18 protein-coding genes and 2 pseudogenes are annotated in these 18,060 nt (G+C 65.9%); 12 read left to right on the top strand and 8 right to left on the bottom strand.

Annotated elements, in window-relative coordinates; genetic code table 11:
- Positions 1-26: 26 nt before the first annotated feature.
- Positions 27-578 (bottom strand): hypothetical protein, encoded by a 552-nt coding sequence (locus ACFQZZ_RS26560; protein WP_378686251.1) that lies wholly within the window; start codon positions 576-578, stop codon positions 27-29.
- A 194-nt stretch (positions 579-772) separates the two neighbouring features.
- On the opposite strand from ACFQZZ_RS26560, the gene ACFQZZ_RS26555 reads away from it, so the two are divergent.
- Together ACFQZZ_RS26555 and ACFQZZ_RS26550 are read left to right on the top strand one after the other, a co-directional pair.
- Entirely contained in the window at positions 773-1,000 is a 228-nt protein-coding gene (locus tag ACFQZZ_RS26555; protein WP_378686249.1) for a hypothetical protein, read from the top strand.
- A gap of 79 nt (positions 1,001-1,079) precedes the next feature.
- Positions 1,080-2,169 (top strand): annotated as a pseudogene (locus tag ACFQZZ_RS26550) (elongation factor G); the annotation flags it as partial.
- Positions 2,170-2,288: 119 nt separating this feature from the next.
- Here the strand turns inward: ACFQZZ_RS26550 and ACFQZZ_RS26545 are convergent.
- Entirely contained in the window at positions 2,289-2,717 is a 429-nt protein-coding gene (locus ACFQZZ_RS26545; RefSeq protein ID WP_378686247.1) for a type II toxin-antitoxin system VapC family toxin, read from the bottom strand.
- Positions 2,686-2,904: a hypothetical protein gene (locus ACFQZZ_RS26540; RefSeq protein WP_378686246.1), complete on the bottom strand. Its 219-nt coding sequence runs from the start codon at positions 2,902-2,904 to the stop codon at positions 2,686-2,688. Before ACFQZZ_RS26540 ends, ACFQZZ_RS26545 begins: the two co-directional genes overlap by 32 nt.
- Before the next feature lie 95 nt (positions 2,905-2,999).
- Between ACFQZZ_RS26540 and ACFQZZ_RS26535 the strand changes: the two are divergent.
- A pseudogene (locus ACFQZZ_RS26535) lies at positions 3,000-3,128 on the top strand (hypothetical protein); the annotation flags it as partial.
- A gap of 138 nt (positions 3,129-3,266) precedes the next feature.
- Positions 3,267-4,088 carry an alpha/beta fold hydrolase gene (locus tag ACFQZZ_RS26530; RefSeq protein WP_378686244.1) on the top strand — a complete coding sequence of 274 codons (822 nt, stop codon included), beginning with the start codon at positions 3,267-3,269 and terminating at the stop codon, positions 4,086-4,088.
- A gap of 7 nt (positions 4,089-4,095) precedes the next feature.
- Here ACFQZZ_RS26530 and ACFQZZ_RS26525 read toward each other — a convergent pair whose 3' ends face one another.
- From ACFQZZ_RS26525 to ACFQZZ_RS26515, 3 genes are all read right to left on the bottom strand, one after another.
- Positions 4,096-5,259: a lipase family protein gene (locus ACFQZZ_RS26525; protein ID WP_378687097.1), complete on the bottom strand. Its 1,164-nt coding sequence runs from the start codon at positions 5,257-5,259 to the stop codon at positions 4,096-4,098.
- Positions 5,260-5,375: 116 nt separating this feature from the next.
- Entirely contained in the window at positions 5,376-6,005 is a 630-nt protein-coding gene (locus ACFQZZ_RS26520) for a TetR/AcrR family transcriptional regulator (RefSeq protein ID WP_378686242.1), read from the bottom strand.
- Positions 6,005-6,361 carry an SPW repeat protein gene (locus tag ACFQZZ_RS26515; RefSeq protein ID WP_378686240.1) on the bottom strand — a complete coding sequence of 119 codons (357 nt, stop codon included), beginning with the start codon at positions 6,359-6,361 and terminating at the stop codon, positions 6,005-6,007. The genes ACFQZZ_RS26520 and ACFQZZ_RS26515 overlap by 1 nt, the downstream gene beginning before the upstream one ends.
- 242 nt (positions 6,362-6,603) lie before the next feature.
- Between ACFQZZ_RS26515 and ACFQZZ_RS26510 the strand changes: the two genes are divergently transcribed.
- From ACFQZZ_RS26510 to ACFQZZ_RS26500, 3 genes are all read left to right on the top strand, one after another.
- Positions 6,604-7,803 (top strand): NAD(P)/FAD-dependent oxidoreductase, encoded by a 1,200-nt coding sequence (locus tag ACFQZZ_RS26510; RefSeq protein ID WP_378686238.1) that lies wholly within the window; start codon positions 6,604-6,606, stop codon positions 7,801-7,803.
- A gap of 9 nt (positions 7,804-7,812) precedes the next feature.
- Positions 7,813-8,574, top strand: coding sequence for a glutamate racemase (locus tag ACFQZZ_RS26505; RefSeq protein ID WP_378686236.1), 762 nt, complete (start codon positions 7,813-7,815; stop codon positions 8,572-8,574).
- Between the two features lie 61 nt (positions 8,575-8,635).
- A complete protein-coding gene (locus tag ACFQZZ_RS26500; protein WP_378686234.1) occupies positions 8,636-9,379 on the top strand; it encodes a DNA alkylation repair protein in 744 nt (247 codons plus the stop codon).
- Positions 9,380-9,475: 96 nt separating this feature from the next.
- On the opposite strand, the gene ACFQZZ_RS26495 is transcribed toward ACFQZZ_RS26500, so the two are convergent.
- Entirely contained in the window at positions 9,476-10,531 is a 1,056-nt protein-coding gene (locus ACFQZZ_RS26495; protein ID WP_378686232.1) for a 2Fe-2S iron-sulfur cluster-binding protein, read from the bottom strand.
- 88 nt (positions 10,532-10,619) lie between these two features.
- A complete protein-coding gene (gene mftR2, locus ACFQZZ_RS26490) occupies positions 10,620-11,243 on the bottom strand; it encodes a mycofactocin system transcriptional regulator MftR2 (protein ID WP_378686230.1) in 624 nt (207 codons plus the stop codon).
- 292 nt (positions 11,244-11,535) lie between these two features.
- Between mftR2 and mftA the strand changes: the two genes are divergently transcribed.
- The 5 genes from mftA to ACFQZZ_RS26465 all read left to right on the top strand — a co-directional run bounded on the left by mftA (position 11,536) and on the right by ACFQZZ_RS26465 (position 17,955).
- On the top strand, positions 11,536-11,721 hold the full coding sequence (gene mftA, locus ACFQZZ_RS26485; RefSeq protein WP_378686228.1) for a mycofactocin precursor MftA: 186 nt from the start codon (positions 11,536-11,538) through the stop codon (positions 11,719-11,721).
- 14 nt (positions 11,722-11,735) lie between these two features.
- Entirely contained in the window at positions 11,736-13,307 is a 1,572-nt protein-coding gene (gene mftC, locus ACFQZZ_RS26480; RefSeq protein WP_378686227.1) for a mycofactocin radical SAM maturase, read from the top strand.
- 231 nt (positions 13,308-13,538) lie between these two features.
- Positions 13,539-14,939, top strand: a complete 1,401-nt coding sequence (mftF, locus tag ACFQZZ_RS26475; RefSeq protein ID WP_378686224.1) for a mycofactocin biosynthesis glycosyltransferase MftF — start codon at positions 13,539-13,541, stop codon at positions 14,937-14,939.
- Between the two features lie 32 nt (positions 14,940-14,971).
- A complete protein-coding gene (mftG, locus tag ACFQZZ_RS26470; protein WP_378686222.1) occupies positions 14,972-16,456 on the top strand; it encodes a mycofactocin system GMC family oxidoreductase MftG in 1,485 nt (494 codons plus the stop codon).
- Between the two features lie 125 nt (positions 16,457-16,581).
- On the top strand, positions 16,582-17,955 hold the full coding sequence (locus ACFQZZ_RS26465; RefSeq protein ID WP_378686220.1) for a GAF domain-containing protein: 1,374 nt from the start codon (positions 16,582-16,584) through the stop codon (positions 17,953-17,955).
- The last annotated feature ends 105 nt before the right edge of the window (positions 17,956-18,060 follow it).

The following is an 18,060-nucleotide window of genomic DNA, read 5'->3' as shown; positions in this document are numbered from 1 at the left end:
TTTGTGTTTTCGCCTGCGGGCGGTGGCTATGAGTTGGCGCGAGCTTGCGTCAGCCGATGCTCTAGTTCGGCGATCCGCTGTCGGTACTCGGCGAGCTCGTTGAGCCGGCCCGCCATCTCGTCGGTCAGTTGTGCGATCCGGCCGAGGTACCGATGTGCGGGCCGGTCGATCCAATACGCTCCGGTCCGACCGTGTTCGATGGCGAGTCGGATGTCGGAGGGCGCCACCCCCGCAGCCGCGGCGTCCGCCGCAGCCGCTTCGAGAGCGGACTCGAATTGCCGTACCCGCAGCTGCTCCGTCTGATCGAGACCACGCACCGCGGCGAACGCGGCGACGCGGGCGAGTTCGGCAGCCAGATCCTGAATCTCCCTCAGGTATCCCGCATTCTGTGCGTCCTGGACGGCGAGCAGCTCGTAGTCGTGATTGATCGGGGCGGCGCGTATCCGATCGGGAATCAATGCGGTGCGTAGCTGCATGTCGTTGCCGAACACAGGAACTCGTTCAGGCGGGGAGGAATTCGGCTTCATCCGCTTCGTCGGCACGGTGTACTCGGCGCCCTCGGCGTACGTGTTCGTCATCGTGAGTCGACCTCACATTTCGTGGCCGCGTGGGATCAGTACCGCGGCCGGACCCGCACTTCCCCTACGCCCCGTGACCCGTGCTCGGACCGTGGGCCGCATTCCTGCATGGCGGATATCCTGACCGCTCGGGTGCCAGATTGTCGCCGAGGGCTATCCCCACTGCCGAGAAGTCAATCCTTTGAGCGGAATTCATGTGCCAGGCACCTGGTCGGCATCCACTCGGCAACCGCACCGTCTGGACATCCGCCGGCGACGTACTCGGCGCGATATTCGGTGGACGGCGGATGGGCGAAGCGGTACACATGGAGCATGTTTCCCTCGGGTCCGCGATCGCGGTAGTTGTCGGCAGAGCGTCCTTCGGCGTGCTGGCCGCGCCGCGTGATCCGATGCTCGTGCCGTCACCGGAACGCACCAACTAGGCGAGCGTCAGTTTTCTGACGAAACTAGTTGAGGGAGTCGGTGATTACCGTGACACGTGGTGTGCTCGGCAATCTGGATATGGTTCGGAATATCGGCATCATGGCCCATATTGATGCGGGTAAGACGACGACCACCGAACGGATACTTTTCTATACCGGCGTCACCTACAAGCTGGGCGAGGTGCACGATGGCGCTTCGACGATGGATCGGATGGTGCAGGAGCAGGAGCACGGGATAACGATCGCCTCGGCGGCAACCACCTGCTTCTGGAACGGATTCCAGCTCAACATCATCGATACCCCAGGGCATGTCGATTTCACCGCGGAGGTGGAGCGGTCGCTGCGCGTGCTCGACGGCGCGGACGCGGTGTTCGACGGCAAGGAAGGCGTCGAGCCGCAGTCCGAGCAGGTGTGGCGTCAGGCCGATAAGTACGACGTGCCGCGAATTTGTTTCGTCAACAAGATGGACAAGCTCGGTGCGGATTTCTACTTCACCGTGCAGACCATCAGGGACCGTCTCGGTGCCGTGCCGCTGGTGATCCAGTTGCCGATCGGTGCGGAGGAGACTTTCGATGGCGTCGTCGACCTGGTCGAGATGAATGCCAAGATATGGTGCGGTGAAACGGAACTCGGGGAGCGGTACGAGGTCGTCGAGATCCCGGCCGAGCTTCGAGCGCGTGCCGAGCACTACCGTGCGGAGCTGCTGGAGGCCGTCGCCGAGTCGGACGAGGCGCTGCTGGAGAAGTTCCTCGGCGGCGCGGAACTGTCCGTCGCGGAGATCAAGGGCGCGATCCGTCACCTGACGGTGAATTCCCGTGTCTATCCGGTGCTTTGCGGTTCGGCGTTCAAGAACAAGGGCGTGCAGCCGATGCTCGATGCGGTGATCGATTACCTGCCGACGCCGCTGGACGGTGGCGGTATCGACGGTCACGCGCCGGGCAACGCGGCGGAGATCATCCACCGCGCGGCCGACGCGATGGCACCGTTTGCGGCGCTGGCGTTCAAGATCGCCGCCCATCCATTCTTCGGCGAGCTCACCTACATCCGGGTGTACTCGGGCCGGGTCGAGGCCGGCGCGGTGGTGATCAATTCGGGCAAGGGACGAAAGGAGCGTTTGGGCAGGCTGTTCCAGATGCACTCGAACAAGCAGACCCCGGTCGGCGTGGCCACGGCGCAGGTGGCCTACCACGAAACGATCACCACAGCCTCTTGGCTGCGTCCGGAAGATGTCCCTGCATGCCTTGCGTTCGAGGCGACCGAGACCGATCATCCGATTTGCCAACTGCCATCAGGGGAGCAGTTTGAAGGCGCTTGTGTGCCGGGGCGTCACGGCGTGAAAATGACGGTGGTCTAAGGTCGCGACTTCTGTCAAGCCGAGACGTTCGGAAATCGCGATCACTGATGCATCGGTTACACCGAGCGGGAATCCTCGGTACTGCGCCATCAACTCGGCCATACGGACCACGTCGGTTGTCGTGATATCGACCTGTGTCAGGTCGCCTGCCGCTATTGCCTCGACGATGTTGATTTCTGCGGTCGGGCCGACGTACTTGCAGATCAGGTAGCACGCTTCGGTTACGACGTATGGCGTGACCAGTAGCTCGTCTGTCCGACTGTCGAGCAGCTCGGCGCAGCGGGCATGGTCGGTGTCCCGGCGATTCAGGTAAGCGACGAGCGGGCCGGTGTCAACGATCAGCATCGGTTTCGCCGAACTCATCACGCAGAACGTCTTTGGCGCGCGCGCCGAGGTCAGTCGGAGGACCGTCGAACGTTCGGAGTACAGAGAATCGGCCAGATTTCGGGCGGACCAGCCGCAGCACGTGCTGGCGCACCTCGTCGGCTTGGCTGGGATCCAGCTGTTCGATGAGCGCGTGTAACTCGGAATAGTTGTGCGCGGCGGTCACCGCTTCATGCTACGGCAAGCGCTGTCCCTGCGGTTATGTCCAGGTTGGCCGGGCACCAGACGCTACCGCTCCGGTTGATCCAGAGCGATGCGTTATTCGGTTGCATCGGTGATCTGCGGTCGAAGACCCAGGGCCGGGCGAACTACTCCATGGTGTTCGACTCGTACGCGGAGGTTCCGGCCAACGTGTCGAAGGAGATCATCGCCAAGGCGACCGGCGAGTAGAACGCAGCGGCGCCGCTCCGGAAGGGGCGGCGCCGTTTCGTCGTTCATCTCACAGTCGACATCACCTCGGAGGTCATGGACTTCACCCGCATTCCGACGCACTGTCGTAGGTAGAGATCGCGACGATTCGGAGGATTCATGGCCAAGAACGCGCAGCTGGTCGAGCTCGACGTCACCGAGGGCACGCTCGAGCACGGGTTGCCGTACCTGGCGCTAGGTTCCGGGCGGCCGCTGGTGTTTCTGCGGTGGTTCACGCCGGACCATGCCAACCCGCGCGGGTTCATGCGCTACTCGGAGATCAAAACGTTGACGCCGCTGGCCGAGCACTATCGGGTCTATGCGGTGAACCGCGCGCCCGGCATGACCGAGGGGACGACGATGGCTGATATCGCCACCCAGCACGCGGCGGCGCTGCGGGCCGAATTCGGCGGTCCGGTAGACGTTCTCGGTGTTTCCTCGGGTGGTTCGCTCGCGCTACAGCTGGCGGCGGACCATCCCGGCTCGGTGCGCAGGCTGGTGATCGCCTCCTCGGGTTACCGTCTGGAAGACCACGCGCGTAAATCCCAGATGCGCTACGCGACGGCGGCGGCCGAGGGGCAGCGCGCGCTGCACCATATGGCCCCGATCGCCGTCTCCTCGCCGATCCTCGGGCGCCTTACCGCGGCGGCCATGTGGGTGGCCGACCCGTGGGCACGTCCGAAGAATCCCGCGGACACCCTCGCTTTCGTCCTGGCCGAAGACGTCTTCGACCTCGGCGGCCGGCTCGGCGACATCACCGCGCGCACCCTGGTGATCGGTGGCGACCGCGACAGCGCGTACTGCACAGCGACATTCCGGCACACCGCCGACGGCATCCCGAACTCCCGCCTGGTCATCTACCCCGGCGCGAGCCATATGGGAGCGATCAAGCACTCGCGCTTCGCGCCGGACGTCGCTGCCTTCCTCGATGCCGATCGGTAGCCGCCGCTCAACAGTTGGTCGGTGCGGGTTCGCCGCGGAAACGGGCGTCCAGCCAGGCGACCGCCGCGGGGATGCCGAGGACGGCGGCGGAGAGGTGCTCGGGTGAGAGGTTGACTTCGGCCTGTAGTCGAACGCCGGCCGCGCAATAGCGGCGGTTGGTATTGACGATCGAGTCGACCGGAATGAGCGGGTCGCTCGGTGAATGCCATTCGAATATGGGTGTTTTCGGCACACCGTCGAACAGTTCCAGGCTGTTTTCCTCGATGACGGCTCGCGCGTTTCGATCGCCGACGAGCGACATGTTGCTTGCGAAATCGCGGGCGCTGCGCCACGCGCCGGCGACGAGAAGGTCATTGGTGCAACCGTTGGCCAGCAGGGCGCGGGCTTCGACTCCGCGTTGATTGAGGTGGTCGCTGATCGGGAACCTGTCCGGATATTCCCGTTCCAGCCCGATAGCCGCCGCCATAAGCAGCCCGAACGCCGGATGTGGATCGAGATTGACACCTTCCAGCATTTTCACCATGTTCATCGGCACGCCGCCTGCCGCGGCGCCCGCGATATCGAGTTCGGGTGCGTATCGCGGGGCGAGTGCGGCGGCCCATGCGGTGGCCATGCCGCCACCGGAATAACCGGCCATCGCGATCCGGCTGTGCTGCACGCCGAGTTCGGGAACCTGACGCACCGCGCGAATTCCGTCGAGGGTGATCTGGCCGCCGAGTCGCGCCGCACCGTAGGCGAAGGTCGGCCCGAGGTGGTCGGGCAGGGCGATGCTCCAGCCATGCAGCAGCAGCCCGTTCAGCACCGCCGCCTCTTTGATCTGCAGGTTCGGATCGTTGGAGTAGAGCTCCCTGGAGACTGCGCATTTGGTACCGAGCGCATTGATGATGTGCTGGTAGGACAGCAGCGGCCCGTCTGGGGGACGGCCGCGCGGTGTCAGCACCGTGGTCGTCGCCGCGATCGGCAGCCCACGGGAATTCGTCGAGCGGAATTTCACCAGCGTGACGTCCGTATTCGGGAAGACCAACAGCGGTGGCAGCGCCTGCGTTGCGAGCACCGCACCCGGCCTCTTTTGTGCGATATCTGCCGGTGTGGCGTAGAAGGGATCGGGATCCGGGGTCGGGTATATCGGTACGGCCGGAGCCGAGCCCGTACCGATCAGAATTGTCGCTATCGCGCCGACAAATAAGCCGGTCGTTGATGTGCCGCGCCTGATGTGACCGATGTGCACAGAAGAACTCTTATCACGGCCTTTCCCCGCAAAAGAGAAGGCGAGCCCTTTCAGACTTGTCAGCCGAGCTGTGTCATACCCGCGGCGACGACTTGCGCCACATTCAGGAGTTCGTCCTTTGTCGGCAGCGGCAGGCCGTCGAGCGCATGCAGGCGGTCGGTGCTCGCGATCGCGAACATGGCCGAAACCCAGGCGGCCGCGCACGCCCGCAGAGTGCCTTGCTGAACCGGCACGGGGGCGCTTGCCTGTAGAACTCGGGCGGTGATATCGAGCATTTGGTCACGCAGGTGGCGCAATTGGCGCCGGACGTCCGGATGCGTGTCGGCTTCGCGCCACATGATGACGCGCAGTACCGAGGAATGGTTGTCGCGCAGATTGAGCGCGGCATCGAGATTGACCAGGCTGGCGGCCGGATCGCCGGGTGTGACCACCGTGCCGATGTCGTCGATCGGATGGTTGGGCACCCGTTCGGCCATCAGCGCCGACAGGATCGAATCCTTGGTCGGGAAGTAGTAGAAGACGAGCCCCTTGGGGACACCTGCGGCGCCGGCGATCGCGGCCGTCGCGGTGGCATCGAATCCCTGTGCCGCGAAAAGCCTTTCGGCGGCATCCAGGATGAGCTGCCGGGCGTCACCGTCCACCTTGGCGCTACGGCGACGCCCCGCTCGATGCGGTTTCGGCATCTGCATCAGTGGTGCGGAACCATGTCGTGCAGACGGGCCGACATTGCGGGCAGCGCCGCGATCGCGACCACTACCGTCACTATCCCGACTACCCATGCGGTCCAGGATGCGCCGCTGTACCCGGTGAAGTCCATTGCCCATGGGGAGATGAACAGCAATGCGCCGAACAGACCCATCGCGTAGTCGGTGGCCTGCATGGCGGGCCGGTAGATCTGCGCGAGCCCGGCGAGTGCAATCAGAACGCCCAAGACGATCAGTGACCACTGTCCGTTGTCGTTCGTCACCACCCAGAGGGGCGACAGCGCGGCAAAGACTCCCAGCACGACGGCCAGGTAGTCCTGTGTGCGACTTCCGGTGAACATGGTGTGCCTCCTCAGGCTATGGAATGTTCTCCTGCCTTCATTCAACTCTGATTGACCGCCCGATCAATATCGATACGGACACGATTGCGCACCGATCGTCCGAGGTCTTGCCTGGTCGGCGAAGTGACGGCCCTCACTGTGAGCCACGACCAAGCGGAAGTTAGGGTGAGCTGCGTGTCACCTTCAGTTACGGATGCCAACTCAGCCCGGCGACTGCCCGGCCGCACCGAAGGAGAGGCCGCATGAACAGGCCGATCGTGATTGTCGGCGCAGGGCTGGCCGGCCTGCGCACCGCCGAGGAACTGCGCCGCGCGGGATACGAGGGTGAACTGATCCTCGTCGGCGAGGAATCGCGGCTGCCCTACGACCGCCCGCCGCTGTCCAAGCAGTTCGTGCGCGGCGAGACCGATGACACCACGCTGCGGCCCGAAGAATTCTTCGTCGAGAAGAAGATCGATCTGCGCCTGAACACCGCGGCGGTCGGCGTCGATACCGCGGCGCGGCAGGTGGCTCTCGCCGATGGCGGCACGCTGGACTACGACCAACTGATCATCGCGACCGGTCTGCGGCCGCGCCGTCTGCCGGGGCTACCCGATCTGAAGGGCGTGCACGTGCTGCGTGGGCATGCCGACGCCGCGGCGCTGCGCGCCGAATTATCCGATGCCGGTACGGCGCTTGTGGTGGGAGCCGGGTTCATCGGCTGTGAGCTCGCGGCCAGTTTCCGCGCGGGTGGGGTTGCGGTGGTGCTGATCGAGCCGCAACCGACGCCGCTGGCCTCGGTGCTCGGCGAACAGGTCGGCGAGTTGGTCGCCAGGATGCATCGCGCCGAGGGCGTAGATCTGCGCTGCGGCACCGGCCTGGACACCTTCCTCGCCGACGATGCCGACCGGGTGCGTGGCGCGAAGCTTTCCGATGGCAGCGTGGTGTACGTCGACCTGGTGGTCATCGGGGTCGGCTCGCGCCCGGTCACCGAATGGCTCGCGGATTCCGGCATTGCGCTCGCCGAGCCGACGGCAGGCGGCGGCGTGCTCGCCGACGAGGTGGGTCGCACCTCTGTCGAGGGTGTGTGGGCGGTCGGCGATGTCGCCGCGTGGTTGCACGAGACCGGACAGCGCAAGCGCGTCGAGCACTGGACCAATGCGGGCGAGCAGGCGAAACTGCTGGCCTGCGCGCTGCTCGGCGCCGAACCGCCGACCGCGGCGCGGGTGCCGTACTTCTGGAGCGACCAGTACGAGGTGAAGATTCAGGCCCTCGGCACCCCGAGCGCCGCCGACGATGTCCACATCGTCTCCGACGACGGCCGCAAGTTCCTCGCCTACTACACCCAGGACGGCAACCTGACCGGCGTGGTCGGTGCGGGCATGACCGCACAGGTGATGAAGGCGCGAGCGAAAATCGCGGCGGGTGCCCCGGTGGCGGAGCTACTCGGCACAAACCAATAAGTTGTCTGTGTGATCGTCGCGCTCATCGATTCCGGCCTCGGGTTGCTGACCACAGCCGCCTGGCTGCGCAAGCTACGACCGGATGTGGACCTGCTGCTGCAACTGGATCCGGATGGCGCGCCGTGGGGCCCGAAGCCTGAGCAGTGGACGATCGACCGGGTGGTCGATGCCGCTCGTACCTCGATCGAGCTCGGCGCGGAGGTGATCGTGCTGCCGTGCAATACCGCCAGTGTCACCGCGCTGGAGCAGGTGCGCGCAGAGGTCGGCCGCGATGTGCCGGTGATCGGCACCGTGCCCGCGATCAAGCCCGCGGCCGCCGTCTGCTCGTCGGTGGCGGTGTGGGCCACCGCGGCGACCACGGCCAGCCGCTACCAGGCCGATCTGATCGCCCGGTTCGGTGGGGACGCCGATGTCGTCGGCGTCGCCTGCCACGGGTTGGCGGATGCCATCGACGCGGGTGATCTCGTCGGAGCCAAGGAGTCGATCGCGCGGGCGGCCGAGCAGACCCCCGCCGGCGTCGAGGGCGTAGTCCTCGGCTGCACCCACTATCCGCTGGTCATCGACGCGATCCTCGCCGCGCTGCCCGACGGTGTTCGTCTTTTCGACAGTGCGCAAGCCGTTGCCGCGCAGACGATCCGGCGGATGGATGCGCTCGGTCGACCCAGCACCGGAAACGGTGCGGTCCGCGTGCTGAACAGCGGCCGTCCCGGTGATCTGCCCGCCAGCGCCGCCGCTTTCGAGTCGGGCCGGATCCTGGGCGCGCTGGGCTGATGCCGCACTGAGACGCCATTCGACTCCGCTGGTCGGCAGGCTGTACACGGGAGGTTTGCTGATGACGACAGGTGCCGGGACCGCCGCGCAGGTACGGGCGGCGCTGGCGGAGGTGGCCGATCCCGCCGATGCGATCCATTTGCAGCGGTTCTTCAAAACCGGGCCGGGGGAGTACGGCGCGGGCGACGTCTTCATCGGCGTCCGGGTGCCGGTGACCCGCTCGATCGCGAAACGCTTTGCGACACTGTCGCTCACGGAGATCGACACGCTGCTCGACAGTCCGGTGCACGAAGAGCGGCTTGCGGCGCTTGTCATCCTCAACGCCAGGTTTGCCGCCGTGTCCAAGCCGCGCGCCTTCGACGACAAGGCCCGCGCCGCGATATTCGAGCTGTATCTGGCCGCGGTCCGGCGCGGCCGCGTGAACAACTGGGATCTGGTCGACGCGTCCGCGGAGCACATCATCGGTCCATGGCTGCTGGACAAGCCCCGCGATCTGCTCTTCGAGCTGGCCGAGGCCGAATCGCTGTGGGAGCGTCGAGTCGCCATACTGTCGAGCTTCGCATTCATCAAAGCGGGGGACGTCACGACCACATTCGAGCTGTGCGAGCAACTGTTCGCCGACCGCCGCGACCTCATCCAAAAGGCGCTCGGCTGGATGCTCCGCGAAATCGGCAAGCGCATCGACGAGCAGCTGCTGACCGACTTCCTGGACAAGCACGCGTCCGAGATGGGCCGCACCGCACTGAGTTACGCCGTCGAACGCCTCGCCCCCGCGCAACGCGTCGCCTACCGCGCAGCACGCTGAAACAAAGGAAGCCGCAACTCACACCCACCGCGGAGCGAGTCTTACGAGCGACCGTTCGCGAGCCTTCGGGGCCGCGCCGCAGGCGCTGCCAAGAATTCAGAACTGGATTTTCAGGTGGTCGGTGACCGGCCTGGCCTGGCAGCCGAGGATGTAGCCGTTGGCGATGTCTTCGGGGTCGAGGATTTCGGAGTTCTCCATCTCGACCTTGCCCTCCAGCACAGTGCAAGCGCAGGAACCGCATTCGCCTTCCTGGCAGGAGTAGGGCACATCGAGTCCCTTGGCCAGCATGATGTCGACCAGGGTCTGCTTGCGCGGCCAGGACAGCTCGTGCACCTCGCCGTCGAGTTCGACCTCGACGGTGGCCGCGCCTGCGGCTTCCTCATCGCTGACCTCGACCGGCGCCTGGTCGGCAAACGGGTCTCCGGCCAGGGAATTGAACACCTCGGCATGGGTGCGCGAGCGCGGCACATCGAGCCGGGCGAGCGCGTCGTGCACGCGGTCCATGAATGGTTTCGGCCCGCACATGAAGGCGTTGTAGCCGGCGTAGGGCGACACCAGGGTGGCCAGCGCGTCGGGTGTCGGCAGGCCCTGCAGGTATTCCAGCCAGTGGATCACAGTGAGCCGTTGCGGATGCTTGTCCGCCAGCTCGCGCAATTCGCCCGCGAAGATGACCGATTCGTGGTCGCGGTTGGCGTAGATCAGCACGATCTTGCCGTTGCCCCTGGCCAGCGCCGATTTCAGGATGGACATCACCGGGGTGATGCCGCTGCCCGCGCCGAACAGCAGCATGTCGTCATCGAGGTCCTTGGGCGTGAAAACGCCTGAGGGCGGCAGAACTTCGATCTCGTCGCCCGCTTTGACGTTGTCGCACACCCAGTTCGACCCGTAGCCGCCGACGGTGCGCTTGATGGTGACCTTCGGCCGGTCGTCGGTGTATGGCGAGCTGGCCAGCGAATAGCAGCGCGCCACCGACCCGGTCAGGTCGCTCGGGATGCGCAGCGTGAGGAATTGGCCGGGCTGGTAGTTGAAGCGTTCGCGCAATTCTTCGGGCACGTCGAAGACCAGCGAGCAGGTGTCGACGGTCTCGGTGATGACCGCGGATACCCGCAGCACGACCGAGCGCGAGCCGTGTGGAACTTCAACGGTGGTCATGGCGTCCTCTCGAACGTGGCGCGGCCGGCGCGTGCCGCTAGCGACTGGGTGCAGGTCGCTCGTGACAAAACTAGAACGTGTTTCAGTTTCATCGTACGTCGGTATTCGGCTGACGGACAAGCTGGGCCTCCAGACCGGCTACCAACACCTCCATGCCGAAGTCGTACGCGTACTTCCCACGCAGGTCCGCCATGTACTTGGTGGCGCGCTCCACGGCATCGGGCAATGCCACATCCGACAGCGGCGCGCGATCCCTCGGGTTCACCCGGCTGCGGCCGAACAGATAGGTGTGGATCGTCGCGTAGGCGGCGAGCACATTGCGATCGGTGAAGCCCGCTTCGAACAGGATCTCCATCAGTGCGGCGATCAGGTCGAGCTGTTTGCCGAGCATCTGCTCGATCAGCACATCCCCGAGGCCGGGATGCTTGCGCAGCTTCTCATCGATCTGGTCGATGAGATCGCGCAGCCGCTGCTGCCACGGCCCGGATTCGGGCGGTGGCTTGCGAACTCCGGTCAGCGCCGCGGTGGCGACGAGGTCGAGCAGTTCCCGCTTGTCGGCGACGTAGTAGTACGGCGCCATCGGTGAAACGCCGAGTTCGCGAGAGAGTCGCCGCATGGACAGCTTCTCCACGCCGTCTTCGCGGACCACCCGCAGCGCGGCCTCGACGATCTCGGACTCCGACAGAGTATTGCCGCCCCCACTCGCCTGCATTCGTCCGACTCCCATGCCACCTCTACCACCGCGGGCATCGATCGCCCGTCACGTCCTGTTCAGCTGCTTGCCACCGAAAGTCTAGAGCGCGAGCCTGCGGGCCGGTCGGTGCACGTGCGCCACGGCTCGCGGGCCGGACCGGTCGGGGCGCAGTGTCCACTGAGTGGGACGTTCGGCGCCCACCTCGACCGATTGGGTAGAACCTGTTCCATTTTGTCAGTGTATGACGTTATCGTGTGAGCGCGGGTACATCGGGTAGCCGTGGACATCGATCGCCATCTCGGAGGTAGCCATGCCGGAATACGGATCGCTCGGAAAGGCCGCTAGCGACTGCTTGCAGGTCGCTCGAAACGGCACCGACACCGACAGCACCGGACCGGTCACAACGGTCGATGCGCGGTCGAGCGAGGAAGCGCCGCTGGTGGAGGAAACCCTCATCGAAGAGGTCTCCATCGACGGTATGTGCGGCGTCTACTGAACGGCGGAGCGACCATGCTCGATCTCGATACTCGTTGGGAGCTGCACCCGAGGGTGGCGCTGCGGCCGGAGTCGTTCGGCGCGCTGCTCTACCACTTCGGCACGCGCAAGCTTTCCTTCCTGAAGAACCCGCAGATCCTCGAGATCGTGCGGTCGCTGCCGGGGCACGCCTCACCGCGTGCCGCGCTGCGGGCGGCCGGTCTGTCGGATGACGCCGCCGGACCCTATGTGCGGGCACTGCGGCAGCTGGCCGACTCGGACATGATCACGCCCGCGCCGCCGGGCAGCGCACCGGAAGTGTTGCGGCACAGCTCACTCGCCGCACCGGCGGCGCAGGCCGAGCGGCCGGCCGCGGGCGTGGCCCCGGCGTCGACCGGTGCGGTACGCCTGATCGACCGATTCGAAACCGGTCTTGCCGCGCCGATCTGCCTCACCTGGGAACTCACCTACGCCTGCAACCTGTCTTGCGTGCACTGCCTGTCCTCCTCGGGCAGGCGCGATCCGCGCGAGCTGAGCACCGAGCAGTGCAAGGCGCTGATCGATGAGTTCGAACGCATGCAGATCTTCTACGTGAACATCGGCGGCGGCGAACCCACTGTGCGCCCTGACTTCTGGGAACTGGTCGACTACGCGACCGCGCACCACGTCGGAGTGAAGTTCTCCACCAACGGAGTTCGCATCACGCCCGAGGTCGCCGCGCGCTTGGCCGCCAGTGACTATGTGGACGTTCAGATTTCGCTGGACGGCGCGGACGCCGAGGTCAACGACGCCGTGCGTGGACCAGGGTCTTACGACATGGCGATCAGGGCGCTGGACAACCTGGCGGCGGCCGGATTCTCCGACGCCAAGCTCTCGGTTGTCGCGACCCGCCACAACATCGCTCAACTCGATGAATTCAAGGCGATCGCCGACAAGTACGGCGCCACACTGCGTTTGACCCGGCTACGACCGTCGGGGCGCGGCGCCGACGTCTGGGACGAACTGCACCCGCTCCCGGAACAACAGCGGGTGCTGTACGACTGGCTGGTGCGCAACGGCGACGGTGTGCTCACCGGCGACTCGTTCTTCCACCTGTCCGCGTTCGGCGCGGCGCTGCCCGGGCTGAACATGTGCGGCGCGGGCCGGGTCGTCTGCCTTGTCGATCCACTAGGCGACGTGTATGCCTGCCCGTTCGCCATCCACGACCGGTTCATGGCCGGAAATGTGGTGGCGGACGGCGGTTTCCGCGCGGTGTGGCAGGACTCGGAGCTCTTCGCGGAGCTGCGTGAGCCGAGCGGTGGTGGCGCCTGCTCCGGCTGCGCCCACTACGACTCCTGCCGAGGCGGCTGCATGGCGGCGAAGTTCTTCACCGGCCTGCCCGCCGACGGCCCGGACCCGGAGTGTGTGCAGGGCTACGGCGAGGCGGCGCTGGCCGACACCGGGCGGATGATCCCGCGCTCGTCGGTCGACCACTCGCGGCGGACCGCTCCGCGCAAGCCCGGTTCGCGCAAGTCGGGTCCGATTCCGCTCACGCTCTCGGTATCTCGGCCCCTCGTCACGCCGGAACGGCGCCCGTCGCGCGCCTGCGACGAGAGTCCGCTGACATGATGCCGGGCCGGTAGCCAGCAATGCGCTGTCATGTCGCTCGGGAGTCGCTGTCGATCGGACCCGCGAAGATTGCCACTCCGTTGCCGAGTGTCCGGTTTCGGTCGCCAGCGACCCCTCGGCAACACTCTGCGACAAGGGTTGCCGGCCCGCTCGGGCGGATTCACACGGAATTCTGTCCTTTTTTCCGAGTGGATGATGCTTGTGCGCGAATCTCCGCCTAGCATGCCAGGAATGCGCAATGATCGCCTGCCCGACGGGTTCGGGGTGCGGATCGATCCACGGGTACGCGCATACTCCGGGGGACGCATACTGATCGGCGGTTCGCCCGCCCGGTTGCTGCGGCTTGCCCCGGAGGCCGCCGAGATGATCGGCGACGGGTACCTGGAGGTCACCGGCCCCAAGTCCGCCGTCGTTGCCAGACGGCTGCTCGACTCCGGAGTCGGCAATCCGCGTCCCCGGCTGCTGCCGTCGCCGGAGGACGTGACCGTGATAGTTCCGCTGCACAACAACGCCGATGGTCTGGTCCGATTGCTCGCGGCACTGCGCGGGCACAACGTGATCGTCGTCGACGACGGCTCCGATCAACCGGTCCGCATCCCGAGCAACCGGGGCACCCGATGCCGGGTGACCGTGTTGCGCCACGACCACAAGCAGGGGCCGGCCGCGGCGCGCAATGCCGGGTTGCGGGCCGCGACAACCGACTTCGTCGCCTTCCTCGACTCAGATGTCGTCCCGCGCAGCGGCTGGCTCGAAGTGATGCTCGGGCATTTCAGTGACCCGGAGGTCGCGCTTGTCGCGCCGCGGATCGTCGCGCTCGATCCGGAGTCGAACACACTGGCCCGCTACGAGCACACTCGCTCCTCGCTCGATCTCGGCCGCCGCGAGTCGGCCGTGCAGTCGCGCGGGCTGGTGTCCTACGTGCCGAGCGCGGCGCTGCTCGTGCGGCGCAGGGCGCTGCTGGCCGAGGGCGGCTTCGACGAGTCGATGCAGGTGGCCGAGGACGTCGACCTGTGCTGGCGACTGGAGCGGGCGGGCTGGCGGCTGCGGTACGAGCCCGCCGCGCATGTCGCGCACGACCATCGGATTTCCTTCCGCGCCTGGTTCGGTCGAAAGCTGTTCTACGGCACCGGGGCCGCACCGCTCGGTGCCCGGCATGCGGGCATGGTGTCGCCGCTGTCGGTGCCGTCCTGGACGGTGGTTGCCGCCCTGCTGTTCGCCACGCTGTCGAAGTGGGGCCTGTTCGGCGGGCTGGTCACCCTCGTCACCGCGCTGATCCGACTACGAAGGGTCTTCGCGGAACTGGACAACTCGACTCGGATCGCCGCCATATACCTGTCGCGTGGATTCTTCGCGGGCCTTTGGCGTTTGGCTTCGGCGATGTGTCGGCACTATTGGCCGGTCACCATGCTGGCCATGCTGGCGTCGCGGCGAATCCGGCGGATCGCGGTGACCATGGCCGTCGCCGACGGCCTCGCCGACTGGTTCACCCATCGCGACGCGGGCGGGCTCGATCCGTTCCGCTACGTGGCCTACAAGCGGATGGACGACATTGCCTACGGCAGCGGGCTGTGGCTCGGCGCATTTCGTGCGCGCAGCCTGGAAGCACTCAAACCCACTACGCCGTCCAGCTGATTCGGACCGCTGATGCTGTGATGTTGATGTAGATGGTGGACACTCTGATCGTCGGCGGTGGTACGGCCGGCTGTGTACTGGCGGCCCGGCTGAGCGAAAATCCGGACCACACTGTGTGCCTGCTCGAGGCGGGTTCGGTGTGGACGACGGCGGCAGAGATACCCACCGAGCTGCTGGACGCCGCGCATCTGCCGGTCGATCCTGGCTCGCCATGGCTGTGGACCTACCCTGTCACCCTCGCTGCCGAAGAGCTGGGCAGCGCTGTTGTGGGAAACATTGTGCGCGGCAAGGTGATCGGTGGATCCGGAGCGATCAACGGCGGCTACTTCGTGCGCGCCACCGCGGCGGACTCCGCCGCATGGAGCAAGGAACTCGGCGCATCGACCGCCTGGTCCTTCGAGGCGGTAATGCCGGTCTATCGGCGACTGGAGCACGACCACGATTTCGGTGACCGCCCCTGGCACGGCCGGTCCGGGCCGATGCCGGTGCGCCGAACGTCCGCGCCCGTGCCACTGAGTGTCGAGTTCGCCGCCGCGTGTGCCGCGGCGGGCGTCCCCGCGATCGCCGACCTGAACGCGCCGCCGGGCGCGGGCCCCGCCACCGGAGTCGCCCTCGTGCCATGCAGTGTCGAGGACGGCAGGCGGGTCAGCACCGGATCGGCCTACCTGCTGCCCGCACTGTCGAGACCCAATCTCACCGTTGTCGGCGAAATATTGGCAACCCGCATCAGATTCCGTGGCACGCGCGCGGTCGGAGTGGAATACCTGCGCGATGGTGCGACCGGCACCATGTCGGCCGATCGGATCGTGCTGTGCGCTGGGGCGATCGAATCGGCGGCACTGCTACTGCGTTCCGGCATCGGCGCCGCAGAACAGCTCCGAGCACTGGATATTCCGGTGCGGCATGCCGCACCGGTCGGAATCGGGTTCAGTGATCATCCCGAGATCGGCGTCGAATACCAGCTCGATTCCACGCTTCGGACGCCGGACACGGTGCCGCTGGAATATGTACTGAGTCTCGACGATATCGAAATCCGACCGTACACCGTCGCGTTCACTCCGGGGGTGCAGCGGCTCGGGGTGGCGTTGATGCGACCGCATGCCGAAGGCGTCTTGCGGCTGCGTTCGACCGATCCTGCCGTAGCGCCGCATATCGACCACCGTTATCTGTCGGCGGAACACGATCGAAACCGTTTGCGGGAGGCTGTTGTCACTGCGACCGAATTATTGCGCCGGATATCGGCGGCGCGAGTATCGAACCCGATGCCGGAATCATCCGGCGCTGCTGCCGATATGTGGCTGCGGGCGAATCTGGCTACCTCGCAACATCTGTCCGGTACCTGCCGGATGGGGCGTGCGGATGACGAGCGCGCGGTGGTGGATGAGCGATGCAGAGTGCACGGAGTAACCGGATTGTCGGTGGTTGATCTATCAATTGTTCCGGTGCCACTGAGTCGCGGTCCGCAGGCTACGACGGTGCTGATCGCCGAACACGCCGCCGATTACCTCAGTCGGTGATGTGAAAGATGAGTAGGTCACATTTGTACGAGGTCTAAACCGGGTGTGACCTGGCGGACAAACAAGAGCATCCGCCCTTCCACCGGAATACGCGCCGGTACAGTTTGGGGCGGAAAGAAAGGCAAATGGTCAGCAATCTTGCAGGTGGGCGGCCCCCACGGCATGGCGTCGAACCCGGCACTCAACTCGGCGCCCTTGAAGCCTATGCCGCACAAGCACACGGATATCTTAGCGCGGGCGGCGAGCAGCTGTCGCAGCTTGCCGGTCTGCTGCGTCCCGCCGTGCTCGAATCTTGGCTGCGCAGTGTGCGCGGCGGTGTCGATCCGATGGACACGTTGGACGGGCGCGGTCTGCGCGGCGCGGATTTGCAGCGTTATCGCGACGCGCATCCGATTGCCGCATTGATGCCATTGATCGACAAGCTACTCGTACAGGACACGGCCCGAACAGGTTTGATCGTCGCGGTTTCCGATCAATTCGGTCGCGTGCTCTCGATTCACGGTAGTCCCGAACATGTCACCGCGGCCGCCGAGATCGGTTTGCGAGCGGGCGACGATTTGAGCGAGCGGCGCATCGGCGCCAATGCGGTCGGTCTGGTGGTGCGCACCGGAAGGGCTGCGTGGATCCATGGCCCTGAGCATTACCTGCACCGCATGCACCAGCTCACCGGTGCGGCGGCGCCCGTGCACGATCCCGACGGCAGGCTGGTCGGGGTGCTGATGATCGCCGGTGGCGTCCGCGTGGCAAAGCCGGAGATTCTGGCCTTGGTCAAGGCGGCGTCGACTGCCGCGGAAATGGATCTGTTGCTCACCGCGATGCGGGCGGGACAGCATGGTTCGGCGCATCGGTCCGGGCATCAGGACGCGGACGATGCCGTCGCCGCAGGCCGGTTGGGTCTCGATGTGCTCGGGCTCGGGCAGCCGCTGCTGACCATCGCGGGCGATCGAGTTCCGTTGTCGCAGCGGCATGCCGAGATTCTGCTGCTGCTGGCCGAACACCAGGAAGGGCTCGGCGCCGACCACCTCGCGCTGCTGCTCGACGATACGGATCTGGACAACGGCACCATCCGCGCCGCCATGTCGCGGCTGCGCGCGGTGGTCGGTCCGACCGTATTCGGTTCGCGCCCATACCGGTTGCGCGTTCATGTCGCAACCGATATCGAAGCGCTGCGGGCCGCGCTCGACTCCGGTGATGTCGATGCCGCATTACGGCTTTACGCGGGGCCCGTGCTGCCGCGCTCGACCGCTCCCGGGATTGTCGACCTCCGCGACGAGCTCCGCGTCCGGCTGCGGACCGCGGTACTCAGTTCTGGCGACACCGCGGTATTGCGTCGGTGGACGGCAGCCGCCGAGGGGCGCGACGATGCCGCGGCGTGGGCCGCCTATCGTTCGACGGTCGATCGAGATTCGCCGCTGTACGCGCAGATCGAGGCCAAGATTCGGGTGCTCGACCGGCGCTTGGGCGCCGATGCAACGCGGATGCAACGTTCCGGCTCATAGTCTGCATATCTGAAAGTGTGACAGCTCACATTCGCGGCCTTAATGTAGTCGCGAACACAGCTCTGTCCAGGGTTTTCGACCCGCCAAACCCTGCTGGACGGTCGT

Source organism: Nocardia sp. GCM10030253 (genome assembly GCF_042675075.1).
Lineage (GTDB): Bacteria > Actinomycetota > Actinomycetes > Mycobacteriales > Mycobacteriaceae > Nocardia.
This window is presented reverse-complemented; position numbering and strand designations above follow the sequence as displayed.

Coding starts and splice junctions, on each gene's coding strand:
- ACFQZZ_RS26520 (WP_378686242.1), bottom strand. CDS start 6,005: ATGCAGATGCCGAAACCGCATCGAGCGGGGCGTCGCCGTAGCGCCAAG.
- ACFQZZ_RS26530 (WP_378686244.1), top strand. CDS start 3,267: ATGGCCAAGAACGCGCAGCTGGTCGAGCTCGACGTCACCGAGGGCACG.
- ACFQZZ_RS26545 (WP_378686247.1), bottom strand. CDS start 2,717: ATGAGTTCGGCGAAACCGATGCTGATCGTTGACACCGGCCCGCTCGTC.
- ACFQZZ_RS26465 (WP_378686220.1), top strand. CDS start 16,582: ATGGTCAGCAATCTTGCAGGTGGGCGGCCCCCACGGCATGGCGTCGAA.
- ACFQZZ_RS26560 (WP_378686251.1), bottom strand. CDS start 578: ATGACGAACACGTACGCCGAGGGCGCCGAGTACACCGTGCCGACGAAG.
- ACFQZZ_RS26510 (WP_378686238.1), top strand. CDS start 6,604: ATGAACAGGCCGATCGTGATTGTCGGCGCAGGGCTGGCCGGCCTGCGC.
- ACFQZZ_RS26500 (WP_378686234.1), top strand. CDS start 8,636: ATGACGACAGGTGCCGGGACCGCCGCGCAGGTACGGGCGGCGCTGGCG.
- mftA (WP_378686228.1), top strand. CDS start 11,536: ATGCCGGAATACGGATCGCTCGGAAAGGCCGCTAGCGACTGCTTGCAG.
- ACFQZZ_RS26495 (WP_378686232.1), bottom strand. CDS start 10,531: ATGACCACCGTTGAAGTTCCACACGGCTCGCGCTCGGTCGTGCTGCGG.
- mftG (WP_378686222.1), top strand. CDS start 14,972: ATGGTGGACACTCTGATCGTCGGCGGTGGTACGGCCGGCTGTGTACTG.
- ACFQZZ_RS26515 (WP_378686240.1), bottom strand. CDS start 6,361: ATGTTCACCGGAAGTCGCACACAGGACTACCTGGCCGTCGTGCTGGGA.
- ACFQZZ_RS26555 (WP_378686249.1), top strand. CDS start 773: ATGTGCCAGGCACCTGGTCGGCATCCACTCGGCAACCGCACCGTCTGG.
- mftC (WP_378686227.1), top strand. CDS start 11,736: ATGCTCGATCTCGATACTCGTTGGGAGCTGCACCCGAGGGTGGCGCTG.
- mftF (WP_378686224.1), top strand. CDS start 13,539: ATGCGCAATGATCGCCTGCCCGACGGGTTCGGGGTGCGGATCGATCCA.
- mftR2 (WP_378686230.1), bottom strand. CDS start 11,243: ATGCAGGCGAGTGGGGGCGGCAATACTCTGTCGGAGTCCGAGATCGTC.